13 protein-coding genes, 1 tRNA gene and 2 riboswitches are annotated in these 13,034 nt (G+C 47.5%); of the genes, 2 read left to right on the top strand and 12 right to left on the bottom strand.

What is annotated here, in order from left to right:
- Positions 1–3 precede the first annotated feature (3 nt).
- The 7 genes from ACXAFQ_RS01955 to ACXAFQ_RS01925 form a co-directional block, all read right to left on the bottom strand.
- Positions 4–549 (bottom strand): hypothetical protein, encoded by a 546-nt coding sequence (locus ACXAFQ_RS01955; RefSeq protein WP_474817904.1) that lies wholly within the window; start codon positions 547–549, stop codon positions 4–6.
- 52 nt (positions 550–601) lie between these two features.
- Positions 602–678, bottom strand: a tRNA-Trp gene (locus ACXAFQ_RS01950).
- Positions 679–789: 111 nt separating this feature from the next.
- Positions 790–1,593 (bottom strand): phosphotransferase, encoded by an 804-nt coding sequence (locus ACXAFQ_RS01945; protein WP_474817903.1) that lies wholly within the window; start codon positions 1,591–1,593, stop codon positions 790–792.
- Positions 1,571–2,191 carry a nicotinamide riboside transporter PnuC gene (pnuC, locus tag ACXAFQ_RS01940; RefSeq protein WP_474817902.1) on the bottom strand — a complete coding sequence of 207 codons (621 nt, stop codon included), beginning with the start codon at positions 2,189–2,191 and terminating at the stop codon, positions 1,571–1,573. The genes ACXAFQ_RS01945 and pnuC overlap by 23 nt, the downstream gene beginning before the upstream one ends.
- Positions 2,184–2,453 (bottom strand): YkoF family thiamine/hydroxymethylpyrimidine-binding protein, encoded by a 270-nt coding sequence (locus tag ACXAFQ_RS01935; protein ID WP_474817901.1) that lies wholly within the window; start codon positions 2,451–2,453, stop codon positions 2,184–2,186. The genes pnuC and ACXAFQ_RS01935 overlap by 8 nt, the downstream gene beginning before the upstream one ends.
- A gap of 9 nt (positions 2,454–2,462) precedes the next feature.
- The gene (locus ACXAFQ_RS01930) at positions 2,463–4,514 is read right to left on the bottom strand and encodes a TonB-dependent receptor (RefSeq protein WP_474817900.1); all 2,052 of its coding nucleotides are present in this window, start codon (positions 4,512–4,514) and stop codon (positions 2,463–2,465) included.
- Between the two features lie 59 nt (positions 4,515–4,573).
- Positions 4,574–4,675: riboswitch (TPP riboswitch) on the bottom strand.
- 136 nt (positions 4,676–4,811) lie between these two features.
- Positions 4,812–5,474 (bottom strand): PEP-CTERM sorting domain-containing protein, encoded by a 663-nt coding sequence (locus ACXAFQ_RS01925; protein WP_474817899.1) that lies wholly within the window; start codon positions 5,472–5,474, stop codon positions 4,812–4,814.
- Positions 5,475–5,521: 47 nt separating this feature from the next.
- A riboswitch (cyclic di-GMP riboswitch) is annotated at positions 5,522–5,610 on the bottom strand.
- A 184-nt stretch (positions 5,611–5,794) separates the two neighbouring features.
- Between ACXAFQ_RS01925 and ACXAFQ_RS01920 the strand changes: the two genes are divergently transcribed.
- Complete coding sequence (locus ACXAFQ_RS01920; RefSeq protein WP_474817898.1) at positions 5,795–7,585, top strand: helix-turn-helix domain-containing protein; 1,791 nt, start codon at positions 5,795–5,797, stop codon at positions 7,583–7,585.
- Positions 7,586–7,611: 26 nt separating this feature from the next.
- Here the strand turns inward: ACXAFQ_RS01920 and ACXAFQ_RS01915 are convergent, their stop codons facing one another.
- Complete coding sequence (locus tag ACXAFQ_RS01915; RefSeq protein ID WP_070126966.1) at positions 7,612–8,031, bottom strand: acyl-CoA thioesterase; 420 nt, start codon at positions 8,029–8,031, stop codon at positions 7,612–7,614.
- Positions 8,032–8,076: 45 nt separating this feature from the next.
- On the opposite strand from ACXAFQ_RS01915, the gene ACXAFQ_RS01910 reads away from it, so the two are divergent.
- Positions 8,077–10,128, top strand: a complete 2,052-nt coding sequence (locus ACXAFQ_RS01910) for a GNAT family N-acetyltransferase (protein ID WP_474817897.1) — start codon at positions 8,077–8,079, stop codon at positions 10,126–10,128.
- A gap of 44 nt (positions 10,129–10,172) precedes the next feature.
- Here ACXAFQ_RS01910 and ACXAFQ_RS01905 read toward each other — a convergent pair whose 3' ends face one another.
- Genes ACXAFQ_RS01905 through ACXAFQ_RS01890 form a run of 4 tightly spaced genes read right to left on the bottom strand, consistent with a single transcriptional unit; the run spans position 10,173 to position 13,033 of the window.
- Positions 10,173–11,483 (bottom strand): tetratricopeptide repeat protein, encoded by a 1,311-nt coding sequence (locus ACXAFQ_RS01905; RefSeq protein WP_474817896.1) that lies wholly within the window; start codon positions 11,481–11,483, stop codon positions 10,173–10,175.
- A gap of 2 nt (positions 11,484–11,485) precedes the next feature.
- On the bottom strand, positions 11,486–12,097 hold the full coding sequence (locus tag ACXAFQ_RS01900; RefSeq protein ID WP_070126968.1) for an energy transducer TonB: 612 nt from the start codon (positions 12,095–12,097) through the stop codon (positions 11,486–11,488).
- Between the two features lies 1 nt (position 12,098).
- Complete coding sequence (locus ACXAFQ_RS01895; protein ID WP_070126969.1) at positions 12,099–12,497, bottom strand: ExbD/TolR family protein; 399 nt, start codon at positions 12,495–12,497, stop codon at positions 12,099–12,101.
- 11 nt (positions 12,498–12,508) lie between these two features.
- Complete coding sequence (locus tag ACXAFQ_RS01890; RefSeq protein WP_070126970.1) at positions 12,509–13,033, bottom strand: MotA/TolQ/ExbB proton channel family protein; 525 nt, start codon at positions 13,031–13,033, stop codon at positions 12,509–12,511.
- Position 13,034 lies beyond the last annotated feature (1 nt).

Genomic DNA, 13,034 nt, shown 5'->3' with positions numbered 1-13,034 from the left:
AGCTTATCTGCCAGAAATCACTTCCCACAAATGGCGTTTGTCATCAGCACGGGTCGGCGCGGTTTTGTAAGGCAGCGAGAGCACATTGTCCTTCAGTGACAGTTCATCCGCATATTGCCAGCGAATGGCTTTCACATCATGAAATAACGACAGCGCCAGCATTATATCCCGTCCCATCTGACCAAAGCTACGCGGATCAATAGGTTCTGAAGCGGGCTTTTGATGTTCTGAAGACTTCGCCACTGTCTGGCTTTTCTGCTGCCGGAGGTCTGCTACCGGTGTGTCAGGTTCTGCCTGCGGTGCACTGTCCGCCGTTTTCTCATCCTTGGTGCCCAGCATCGAACGCAGTTGCGCAATTCTGTCACGGCTGTTTGCCGCCGTGGGCGCGACACCGACAGACTCACTCACCGCTTCCCGGGACTGATTAGCAGGCGATGCTTCAGCGTCTTCAGGCTTTACCACCTGATTAAGTACAGACTGAGATTGCCAGACACAAATGCCCATTTCCTGGAGGATTGCCGTCTGATAAGGATTTAAATATGAAGACATAATATTTTGAGTGGAGGAAAGTGAGGACACTATAACTTACTCAGAGGAAAAGTGGCAGGGGTGGAGGGACTCGAACCCCCAACCATCGGTTTTGGAGACCGCTGTTCTACCAATTCGAACTACACCCCTAGCGCGCTGTGCATTATACGTATGCATCTTCAAAGGTAAAGCCTTTTTATCAGCAAAATCGTGCGTTTGACTACCATTCAACCAATGCGCACAAAAACCATCCGCTGATGCCTATGATTTAACTGATTCAGCAGGCAAAGCGGCAGTCCACAGAGAGGCTGTCAGGGCGACAACCGCTTCCTGCTGCAAACATTTTTCAATCACCTGCTGCTGGTCCAACCCACAATACAGCGCATAAGCCTGATAAAGCGCCAGCTTATGTGCAGCGCCAAGCTGATTAATCTGCGCACAGGACGCCACATCAAAATAGCGGTTGCCCATTGCCGCATATTCCCAGTCGACGATAACCGGCGTGATCGTTTCAACGATATGCGGCAATGACAAATCGTTGTGGCAAAGCACTGGCTGGTCATCAACACCGACACGGGCCAGCCCCTTCGCGGTAAGCTCTGCGGCCAGCGTAACCAGTTCATTGTCACCGGATAAAGACGCCAGTTCGATGTAATGCTGCCAGCGGGCAGTTAAATCCAGCTCCGGCGCAATAGCCGTAAGCTGGTGAACAGAAGCAAGACTCGATGCCAGCAACAGGATTTGTTTGGTCGAAATACCAGGCTCCGCGTCTACCGGCACATTTTCAGGCTGCCAGACTTCCACCCATAAGCGGCGATCAGTACTCAGCCAGCAAGGTTCCGGGGCCATGCCGGCTTGCGCGACCTGCTTTTGCAGTGCAAACACCGCGGTTTTGTCGATACCACTGAAGTCATCGTCGCCAGTCCATTTAACGGCAAACTGCCGGTCGCCATCGGTAAGCCGGAACACCTGATTCACATCTCCCCCCCCCCACGCTTCGCAAGTTACGTTGCTTGAAAGGCCGAGAGGTGCAGACACCAACTCAACGATACGCGTGGGCGTCATGCTGTTGCAGCTTCCATTGTTGGGACCATTGTAAATAGCCAAAAATAGAGAAACCTACATAGCCAAAAAACAGACAGGCAGATAAAGCTAGGCCGCTTTGTGCGTACAAATAGGCAGATGCCAGATTAATCACGAACCAGTATAACCAGTTCTGCAATACTTTATGCGCAACCATCACGGTGGTCACCACACTCACCACCTGAATGCTGGCATCGAGCAGCAAATGGTCGCTATTGAACTGGCCTTGTGCCCATAACGACAATCCCCAGGCAATAAACAGTAACCCCGGAATCATCATAGCATGCCAGTACCAGGGCCATGAACGCACGATATCTTCCCCGCCAGATTGGCGGTTCCATTGATAATAACCGTAGCCCGCCATTATCATGTAATACAAATTCAGTACTGCCTGAAACGGCAACGTTACCTGCCAAAACAACCAGGTATAGATAGCAGTGCTAATGAACGCACATAACCAACACCAGCGGTTCTGATTTGCCGCCAGCCACACATACGCAAGTGCCAGCACTACAGCCACCCACTCCGCAGGAGAGGTGGCTGTAAGCTGACCGATAAATGCCGAAAAAAAATCAGTCATTATTTTTCTTGCGTGCTTGCATGGCATCAAAGTTAAGGAACTTGGCCACAAAAATAGCCTGCCCGACTTCTTCATGGGTACGCTGCATTTCCTTACCCAGAACATCCATTACCAGACCGTACTCCCCGCTCACCTGGGTACTGGTGGAACAGGTAGTAACCACCAACCCCTGATGGCTATTGAGACGATCGATAAAATTCTGAATCGGCGGAATGTACTCGTTGACTAACGGATACAGAGATAACTCAACCATTACTTGCATAACTATTCCTTAAAACTGAACGCGTAGGGTAACACCGAATTGTCTGCCATCACCCAACTGATAATACGGTTCGGCAAAGGCATACTCGTCTCGCGGATCATTACTGAAACCACCAAACCCACGAGTGTAGTAGGTTTTATCGGTTAGATTTCTCACCCACAAGGTAGTGCGCCAATCGCCACGAACCCAGGTGATATCGGTATTAAATAATGTGGCAGCGGGAGCGGTTTCGTCATGACTGTCTGAGAAACGGTATTCGTCTTTAAAGTCCATGTCTGCCCGCCATACCCACTCATCGGTTAGCCAGAACTCACTGAACAGGTTAGCAGTAAATTTAGGCGACTGCGCCTGACGCTGTTCGTCAACATAGGCACCGTCAGCCGTTTCATAACCTTCAAAGGTTGCACTTAAATAGCCCACAGAACCCTGCAGAGTCCACGCGTCAGTTACCTGCCAGCTCAGTTCAGCCTCAGCACCTTTATTGGTGCCTACATCGGCATTGGCGGTCAGGTCGATAAAGGCTGCCGAGCCATCTTCACGGGTTTGAACGTCGTAATCATTCACCTGAGTATCTTGTCTGTCCATATAGAACACAGCGAAACGTGCGGTGATCGCGGGGTCAAACAGTTGCCCTTTATAACCCACTTCGTAATTCCAGTTATATTCAGTATCATAGAATCGACGCGCTTCACTCACCTGCTCGTCGAAGTTGACACCTGCTGCTTTGTAACCACGAGAGACACTGGCATAAACAAAATCACCGTCCCAGTCATAGGTTAGAGCCACTTTTCCGCCCACCATGCTGGAGTCGTCTTCTGAGTCCAAACCGGCATTATCATTATACTTTTGAGAATACTCTTCAACACGCAGCGCCGTGGTTAACAACCACGAGTCATTCAACTGTGTATCAAGCTGACCATAAACTGCCGTGGTGGTTGGTTCAAATTGGCTAATGAAGTCACCGTCGGCGTAGGTGTATTCACGTAACAAGTTTTGTTCGCTGTGATTGATGCGCGCGCCAACAACCCATGTCGTGGTATCACTGAACAGTTTCTTGTCATTTGCCGAGGTAAAGCGCACTTCTGCTGAGCGTTGTTGAACGTCACGGAAGTAGGCATCGAACGACGTGTATCCCCATGGATGGAAACCATCGTAAGTCCAATCTTCGTCGTAGCCATAGGCGATATCATGGTTCGCAGCGGTTGCAATCACTTCCAGTAAACCGGCATCCAGCTGATGATTCAAATGCAGGCTGACCCCCTTAGTGAGTTGATCATCAAATCCAGGTTCATCAGAAAGTGTGTGGCGGTTATTGTCCAGCGAAAAGGCATCATAACCATTGTTTACGTCGTACCAACGCAGGTCGGCATTCAGGCTAGTCTTACTGCTAATATTCCATTGTGCAGCGAGTCTTACCGCACTTTCATCAATATTATTGGTATCGTCACGCTCAAGAAAGTCGTTCTCAACAAAGCCGTCACTACTGTTATGCACCCCGGCCAGACGAATAGCGAAGTCTTCTGACACTTGTACACTGTGTGCACCTTCAATACGCATTAACGACGTGTTGCCCAAACCGAATTCAAAGTGACTGTCGTCTGCATCTGCGGCATGACTCACAATTTTCACTGCACCAGCAAGGGACCCAGCACCGAATACGGTAGCCTGCGGGCCGCGATACACTTCCAACTGACGGGTATCGAATAATACGCCAGCGGCAGCAAGACCTGAAAAATCAAAGTCATCAACCATAAAGCTGACAGAAGGATTAATGGGCTCAGCAAACTGACTACGCTCGCCGATACCACGAATTTGAATAAAACGGCCACGGGAAGCACCACTGGCAAAATTCACATTGGGCGCTACATTCAGCATATTTTCAACGTGAGAGGCCTGACGGCTATCTAAGCGATCTTCGCCGAAAACCGATGCGCTGGCGCTGAGTTGTTCTAAGGTAGATGCTCTGAAATCGCCGGTAACCGTGATTTTTTCTATGTCGGTGTCGTTATCAGCAAATGCCGGTGTTGCCAGAATGGCGAGGAGTAATGTGCTTTTTTTCATTAAGGATCTCTTCAGTCATCAAAAAGATCCGGTTTTACAGGCAGGTATTGAGGTAGCTAAATCAAATTTTTCACCATCCCTACGCCGGTATTATCCGGATCAGGTTTAAGGGTTCCCACACAATGGATCTCAGCCGCTAACCGGCACCCCTTGGCCTAATGCATTTTTATCGTTGTAGCAAAAATGCGCCTGCAGTCTAACAACTTCATAACCTGAGTCAAGCTGCAGAACACTGATCCGCAAACACAAAAAAGCCCGCCATGTGACGTTGGCGGGCTGAGGAAGTCTGACGACTTGTTATTTCTGGCGTCTTGCGCGCCATCCCATCAATCCCATACCTAAAAGGATGAGTGACATGGCGCCAGGTTCACTGACTTCAGTGATAGAGGCGTTACGGAAACGAGTTTTCATGTCGCCACAACCAGCATTTAAATCACAGTCGTTTATGAATACGATATCCGTGATAACACCCGAGAAGTAATCGTCTAGATTAATGCTAAACGTTTCCCAGCGAGGCGCATTGGTGTACACCAAGTCCTGAATACCGAAGTTCTGTGTACCTGCTAGATTGAACGTGCGACTTGCATCGTGGTTCTGCTCACCGCTAGTAAAATCGGCAAACCACACCCCAGCGATTTCAGTAAAAGGGTTAGGATTCGGATTTCTCGCACCAGGCAGCACTCTGATGTCGAAAGTGAAATTATATGATGTCGCACCATTATCGAGATCCAGTTCTGAAATACCAAAGGTATCGAACAGGTTCAGCGTTACCCACGCATTTTCTCGTAAATTAAGTACGCCATTCGTGTAAACATCGTAAGTACTACTACTATTCTGCTGATGCGCTTCTAAATCAGCGGTGGCGAAATCAATATCGTAAGTTGAAATTACGTCAGCGTTTGAAGAAAAGGCTGCGAAAAACGTGGTTACCAGTGCTGCAGCTTTGATGCTAAATTTCATTTTTTGAGTCCTTGAGCAGTGTGTGCCTGAAAGTAATTAATCAACTTCACTGCAGCCCGGCTGTCTTACTGGCGGTTGGTCAGTAAGACCCGTGGCTTTCCGTCCCTGCCTCACGGCAGGTTTGGCATGTTGTTGGGGGAAGTGACGTTTCCCTTATTCAATCAACGGTTGTAATAATACGAGGGCGGCGTAAAGCAAAACAGGACAGATCCGTTCGATCTTTGGGACACATTTGTACCAGGGAATAAATAGTGCCCTCCTCTGTCATGCAACCTGCATTTGCTATATTCTAACATGCAGCTTAAAACATGGGAGCACACGTGCATTACCAAGGACTTTTCTGGTCAGCAATTATTCGGGCTTTACTCAGTTTCAGACGGGATTCTGGTCTTAACAATGAGCGAGATAATCTTGCACTGGAATGTATTGCCAGCGTTGAAAGCGGCAGACTTGATGATGAGACCTTAGCAAACCTCTTCCACGATCTTTGTCCTCCGAGTCAGTTTCAACAGACCGGCCGTTCACTTATTGGTTATCTCGATTTCAATAAAATGAGTAACCTGGTGGTGTATTTGACTGCCAGCAAACATATCGACGACGCCATGCATGTATTGGGCAAGCATTACCGTCATTTAATGGGTGAGCAAGCCAATCTCACGGTGAAATCAGACGGTACCATTACCACGGTAGAATTTGCTTCATCGCCACACATAATACTAACGGAACTTCGGTGCTATTTTCTGCTGGCGCTTTTTCGTCATCTTGCCGGTCGTAAGTTTGACTTTTCCCGGGTCACCATGCCGCCTATGAACGCTCAGCCTGAAGCGCTTTTGGCGCCACTGAGCCGCAGTGATATCAATTATGAGTCTGGCAAAGTACGCCTTTGTTTTGCCAACGCCTGGTGTGAAGTCGCGTCTTTTTACTATTCGCAATCGATTAAAAAGATGCTTTCTGCTGGACTGGAAGAAACCCATGACATTCCACTTAAGCAACAGGTGCGTGACGTTTTTCAAAAAGCAGCGAGTCCTGCACGTATCCGCTCAGAGTGGGTAGCAACTCAACTAGGGCAAACTGAATCCGCTTTTCGTCGTCAGCTTAGACAAGATTCCATTTCATTCAGTGCTTTGCTGAAAGAGTTCATCCATGATCAATCCTGTCATCGATTATTGAGTGGCCAGAAAACAGAAGATGCTGCTGAAGCCTTAGGTTTTTCTGACCGGCGTTCATTCGAGCGGAGCTTTAAAGAGCATAGCGGTATAAGTGCCGGTCAGCTTCGTCAGTTGGGCAACCGACTTCGATTTCAGACGGGCAACAGTAATTTGCTGGAGGTGGTAGAAAATCTGCCTCCACTGCCCCACTCAATTCGTTCGTTGCTGAAAATGGATGCAGAAGCCATGACATTGCCTGGCGTTGTGTCTCTCATTGAAAAAGATCCGATATTTCAAGCTCACGTGATGAGTAAAGCAAGCCGCGCGGTGTACGGAACAACGCCCAAAAGTCTGGAACAAGCCATTGGCCGCAATCTCGGGTTGGGCAATATCCGAGATCTCGCTGTCATTTTTGCAGCGCAACAATTACTGACCGCACAGTGTCGATTTTCCAATATTGAAATTCTCACCGATGCGATGCTGCTCAGTTATACCGTGTTCCTACGGCTTTTTGGTTTTTCACAATACGATGAAGCGCAGACAGAAAAAATTAAACAGTTGTTATTGTTCGGTACGCTATCGGTATTTTTAATTTTCCACGATGAATGTTTGTTTGCGGACGGTGCGTTATCCGGGTGGGAGGAAAGCGAAAGCTTTAGCGATTTTGTCGATAAAGTGAATCAGGATTATGGCATTTGTCTGTATGGCGCAACGTCGTTAATGTTACTCCGCTGGGGGTTTGCCAGCGACCTGAACCAGCAACTCTGGAAACTTTGTAATATAGAAGAACGTGGAAGTGCCAGCTCAGTAGCAGGGCAAATTTTGCTGTGTCATGACATTGCATTCACCTCACTGGCAAAATTAGGTGAACCGCAAACCTATACGGCGGGAGACGGTCTAACAGAGGCGCAAATCAACACTCTCACCGACGTACTCGCAAATTGGAAATCTTCGGCAGCCTGACACAGGCTGCCTCACATGTGTGGGGGCTAATCAACCTGCAAGTTGAGGTTTCTAATTTCCTGCTCCGTTTGCGCTTCCAGCGCAGCCATGGTTTTTCCATGGGGTGTTGGCATTCGGGTTTCTGGATCGAGTGTTACAAACACAATATCGTCTGCCAGACAGATGGTTTTTTTAGTGGCTTTATTTCGTACCAAACAACTGACGGTAATCGATGTTCTACCCACCTTTTTCGTTTCCAAACCAAATTCAACAATATCACCCTGAAGCGCTGGCGACTCAAAAGTAATTTCGCCAATATGTTTGGTCACCAGACAATTAGTTTCTAACTGACAAGTTGCAAAAATGGCTGCTTCCTCGTCAATCCACTCCATCGCTCTGCCTCCGAATAATGCATTGGCATAATTTAAATCATTCGGCATTACCAGTCGGCGGGACAAAAAGCGCATTCGAATTCCTCTTAAACAATCGATAAACTAAGCGCAGGATTATACGTGAAAAAATGGCACATGGCCCAGACAGACCCAACTGAGTGGATTTCTCACCCATTATTATCGACGAATGGTTGCTATCAGCGACAACTGCTGCTGATCGCGGGTGAAACCACCTGGTGTATAGACAAGGCTAGTTCTATCGTCTCGGGCTTGGCTGGCCAGTTAGATTGCTGCTGGATAGGCGATTTTGCTCCTGCAATGACTTTGAAGCACCGCTCCTACGCGCACTTTAAAGATTTACTGGGCAAAGAATTCGATGTTGCGGTTGTAGATGCCGGAGAAACGTTTCGCCCGTCTGTGTTAGCTGCCATAGCTGGAACTGTTCGACAAGGCGGTACAACCATTCTACTTTGTCCGCCACTTGAAACCTGGGCACAGCATAAAAGTGTGCTAAACCCGCACTTTCTGAGTCACGGGTCCGAAATACACAAGAGCCAATACATTAGCTATTTGGCCGACTTGTTAGTACACGCAGATTTCGCAGGCAGGATTACGTCAACAACCGAAATACTGCCGTTACCGCAAGAGGTAAAAAATAAAGGATTAACCGACGGTTTATCGTTAACGCCCGACCAGCAAAAAATATTTACCGCCATCACCGCAGAAAACGTAAACAAACAAAGTTGTAGATGCATTATTGCAGCAAGAGGAAGAGGTAAATCCACACTGGCGGGCCACATCGGCGCTCATTTCATCAATACCGGGCGAAGTGTCATGCTGTCGGCTCCATCCCTCTTATCGGTTAAAACATTGGAGCGCGTGGCTGAAAGCCTGATAGAAGACCCCGCTCTATCCCTTGAATGGATGGCACTCGATAATCCGAAGTTACGCGAAGCTATCTATGATGTGTTGATCATTGATGAAGCTGCATCAGTGCCGCTACCGGTGCTAAATGAATTGACTGATAGGCCTGGATTAACACTTCTTAGTACCACTACAGATGGATACGAGGGCAGCGGACAGGGCTTTCGTACCAAGTTTTTAAAACACAGGAATATACCTGTTTTTACACTTCGCCCCCCATTAAGGTGGTCTGAAAATGACCCTCTGGAAAAACTCGTTAATGCATTAATATTTGCCAGTCCTGAGCAGAGAACCATACCAGCCGCAGTCGGCACTGCTCACTTCACTACAGACAAGTCAGAAGAATTCGCCAATGGCAATGGTTCAACCGCATACAAAATCTACAAAGTATCGGAAATGGATCTCTGCTTGGTAAAAGAAGTTATGCAGCTTCTTTCTACCGCGCACTATCAAAGTAGCCCTGACGATTTAGCGAGAATGATGGACTCACCTAACCTTCAGTTTCATTTACTCTTCACAAAAGGCAACCTGATGGCTGCCTGTGCCGTTGAAGCAGAAGGTGACGAACACTTAGCAGATGTGGCCAGTGGCATTGCCAGCGGCACCCGACGGGTTAAAGGACACCTTACCGCGCAGAGTCTCGCGCTACAGTCTGCGCAAGCCAATGTAGCGACTTTGCGCTACAGAAGAATAAATCGAATCGCCGTGCAGCCACAATGGCAGGGCAACGGGTTGGGAAGCGAACTGCTGGCAAACTTAAAACACTACTACCAACACGTCGAGAAAATAGATTTACTCACAACATCTTTCGGGGCAGATGAGCCTCTGCTGAAATTTTGGACTTCAGCAGATTTTCTACTTATTAAGCGAGGACGGAAACCAGATAAAGCTTCAGGATTTACTAGCGCCTTAATGGCACTGCCAATCAGTGATACCGCTGATAACGTCATTTCCCAACTGATAGATTGTGAACGTACTCCTGAGAATCCTATCGCAAGGCCACTACATCAGCGTAGGCTGGAACAATTTGCTAGCGGCAGTCGCAGCGTTGATCATTTGTACTCCTCATCGAGTTGGCTATTGTCACGCTGTGATGATGCAATACTTTGTCTTTGTCTATCGCTGCTGGAACAGAAAATAAACCCTGCAAAAGTGGCGCAAGACACGGGTTACAATGGCAAGAAAACCATGATTGCAGATTGCCGAAGGCGCGTATCTGAATGGCTTGAATCTATTGAATCGCACTAAAACAAAAAACCCTGCCGAAGCAGGGTTTTTTAATGAATGCAGAATTAAATCTTAATGCCGCGGTTTTTAGCCTTATCTTTAATATAAGGTTCCCACGCTAACGCGTTACGACGCAGAGATTTGTCTTCTTTCGCTTTCTGATTATGTTCGTAAGCAGCTTTGAAGTTGCCAGCGTAGAAGTTCGCTTCCATCAAAGAGAAGTGAATCTTCGCAGGATCTTCAGCACCACGCTCCAGTGCGTTTGTCAGTGCCTTAATCGCACCTTTGTAATCTTCAGCTACGAGTAACAATGTACCCTGCTTACGATAATACTCAGGATCTGAATCGGCAGCAGCAGCTTTACCATAGAACGAAGCCGCATCTTTATAATCTTTTGCTTGGTGGAAAGAGTTGGCAATGTTCGCAAACATTTCCGCGTCTTTCTTAAGCAGACCAGAATCTACATATTTTGCCAGCAATGAAGCGGCAGCATGTGGATTACCAGCGTTAGAATAAAGAGATGCTAACTGTTTGATTTGCGAGTCTTTCTCTAGGAAGCCTGCAGTGTATGCAACATCCAGAGTTTGAACCGCTTTATCAAAACGCTCAACCATCATGTAGAAACTGCTTAACTGAATCCAGTAGGTACCGTTATCTGGGAACTTGTTCACCAGTGTTTCGGCAACGCTTACTGTTTCAGGATATTTCTTCGATTCGAAGAACGCAGATAATTTTAACAAGTACGGGTTTTTATCCAACTTGTCAGCTTCTTCGTTTAAACGAATCGCATTATCTGCAGCAGAGGCTACTTGGTCGAATTTCTTCTGTTCGTACAAAGCTTGCGCTTTACGGGTATAAACTTGAGCGTCTTCTTTACAGGTAAAGTCCATCCACTGATCGTAGTAACTTACAGCGTCAGAATACTTTTGTTCCTGCATGCTCAGGTCGCCCAGAAGCTTCAGTGTTCCAGCATGCTCAAGATCGTTTAGAACCTTGGGTTCAACAGAACTTTTCAGGTAACCGAATGCTTCCATTCCCTTACCTTCTTGAGAAGCAATCAGGTTACCCAGGAAGCGATTCACATATGCACGGTCAAAATCGTCGCTAGGATCAACTTCCTTCAGGATGTCGATAGCTTCTTGCACACGATCTTCGTTATATGCTTCAAATGCTGCCTGAACCTTTTTACCGGTACGTTCACCAACCAGTGTGGTTTTGCCCTTAACATAACCAGGACAAACCACAGGGCCCGATGGCTTCTTAGGCGCAGCGGCTGCAGGCGCAGATTCTTGCGCTGCGGCCATTGGCGCTGCAATAGCAGCCCCAACGCCTAATACTAAAGCAACGGCGGACATTTTAAATGTACGTAGTTTCATGATCATTGCTCCAGTTTAAAGTCCAGCTGAACGAACATGCCTTCTTGTCTAACCGCTTTACCGTCAACAATTTTAGGCTTGTATTTCCACTTGCTCAGTGCACGACGCGCTTCACGGTCGAAAATACGTTTAGGATCTGCGTCGATAACTGAAATGTCATCTACGCCACCTTGTTCATTAATAGTGAACTGCAGTTTTACCCAACCTTCACGGCCATCACGGGCAGCATCAGGTGGATATTTAGGGTCGATACGTACGATAGGTGTTGCGTCACCGTCACGTTGCATCGCACCTACACCACCGATATCTACACCAACACCACCGGTATCAACTGACGGAATTGCCAGACTGAAACCGTCTGTGTTTGGCTCAGCAGCTTCTGGTTCAACAGGTTGAACCTTAGGCGGTTGCTGAGGTGGCGGCGGAGGCGGAGGCGGCTTACGAGAACGCGTCTGCGTGTCGTCTTCCGGCGGTCGCATCACAATATCAATTATCGGAGCAGGTGCTACTTCATCTGCTGGTCTGCCTGAATTCTCAATGAGCTTTGCCATGATAATAAACAGACCAAACGCAACTACTGCACCTAACAAAATAGAAACAATTATCCTTACCATCTTAACCCCTCGCCGCTACCGATACGCGATCGATGCCTGCAGCTTTAACTTGGTCCATAACTTTCACTACGACACCATGTTTGGCTTTGACGTCAGCCTGGATAAATACATAATCCGTTGGCTGTTCAGTAAGCAATCGTTCTAAAGTAGCTCTGACCGAGTCCACAGCGACTTCACTTTTATTCATCCAAACAGTTCCATCTTCTGTTACAGCGATGAAAATGTTGGCATTTTTGTGAAGAAACGCTTGGCTCGCCTCAGGCTTATTTACTTCTATGCCTGCTTCTTTAACGAAAACAGTAGTAACAATGAAGAAGATAAGCATGATGAATACGATATCCAGCATGGGCGTCATATCGATCGCTGCTTCTTCCTCTTCTGTTCTAACTTTTCGAGCCATAATCGTTCTCTCTAGTGATGTGGAAGGCTATCTACTAAGCCTTCTTTAGCCATCTTCGCTTTAGCTTCGAGACGAGAACTAATGAATAGTCCGGACAGTGCCGCAACCATACCCGCCATTGTCGGGATTGTTGCCATTGAGATACCAGATGCCATCAGACGGGCGTTACTGGTGCCTTGCGTTGCCATTGTTTCGAAAACCGAGATCATACCGGTAACAGTACCGAGCAGACCAATTAGCGGACAAATTGCCACTAACGTGCGAATGATTAGCATCCTGGCGTTCAGATCATCTGACGCCTGAGAAATCCATGCGTCACGGATTCTATGCGCATACCAAGAGGTAGTATCACTTCGAGCGTCCCATTTGGCGATGATATCTTTCTTCACCTTTGGGAACACTGAAGTCATGTACCAGTAGCGCTCAATCATAAGTACCCACATGAGAAAGAGCGCGAGGGCGACGAAATAAAGGACGTCACCACCGGTAGCGATAAAATCCCTGACAGATTCCCATAATCCGATCAGGTATAACATA

This window comes from Alteromonas sp. ABH2_165 (assembly GCF_056159945.1).
The sequence above is the reverse complement of the archived record's forward strand: the minus strand, read 5'-3'. Positions and strand labels throughout refer to the sequence as shown.

Coding starts and splice junctions, on each gene's coding strand:
- ACXAFQ_RS01930 (WP_474817900.1), bottom strand. CDS start 4,514: ATGAAAAAAAGCACATTACTCCTCGCCATTCTGGCAACACCGGCATTT.
- ACXAFQ_RS01935 (WP_474817901.1), bottom strand. CDS start 2,453: ATGCAAGTAATGGTTGAGTTATCTCTGTATCCGTTAGTCAACGAGTAC.
- pnuC (WP_474817902.1), bottom strand. CDS start 2,191: ATGACTGATTTTTTTTCGGCATTTATCGGTCAGCTTACAGCCACCTCT.
- ACXAFQ_RS01925 (WP_474817899.1), bottom strand. CDS start 5,474: ATGAAATTTAGCATCAAAGCTGCAGCACTGGTAACCACGTTTTTCGCA.
- ACXAFQ_RS01945 (WP_474817903.1), bottom strand. CDS start 1,593: ATGACGCCCACGCGTATCGTTGAGTTGGTGTCTGCACCTCTCGGCCTT.
- ACXAFQ_RS01905 (WP_474817896.1), bottom strand. CDS start 11,483: ATGAAACTACGTACATTTAAAATGTCCGCCGTTGCTTTAGTATTAGGC.
- ACXAFQ_RS01890 (WP_070126970.1), bottom strand. CDS start 13,033: ATGTTATACCTGATCGGATTATGGGAATCTGTCAGGGATTTTATCGCT.
- ACXAFQ_RS01955 (WP_474817904.1), bottom strand. CDS start 549: ATGTCTTCATATTTAAATCCTTATCAGACGGCAATCCTCCAGGAAATG.
- ACXAFQ_RS01915 (WP_070126966.1), bottom strand. CDS start 8,031: ATGCGCTTTTTGTCCCGCCGACTGGTAATGCCGAATGATTTAAATTAT.
- ACXAFQ_RS01895 (WP_070126969.1), bottom strand. CDS start 12,497: ATGGCTCGAAAAGTTAGAACAGAAGAGGAAGAAGCAGCGATCGATATG.
- ACXAFQ_RS01900 (WP_070126968.1), bottom strand. CDS start 12,097: ATGGTAAGGATAATTGTTTCTATTTTGTTAGGTGCAGTAGTTGCGTTT.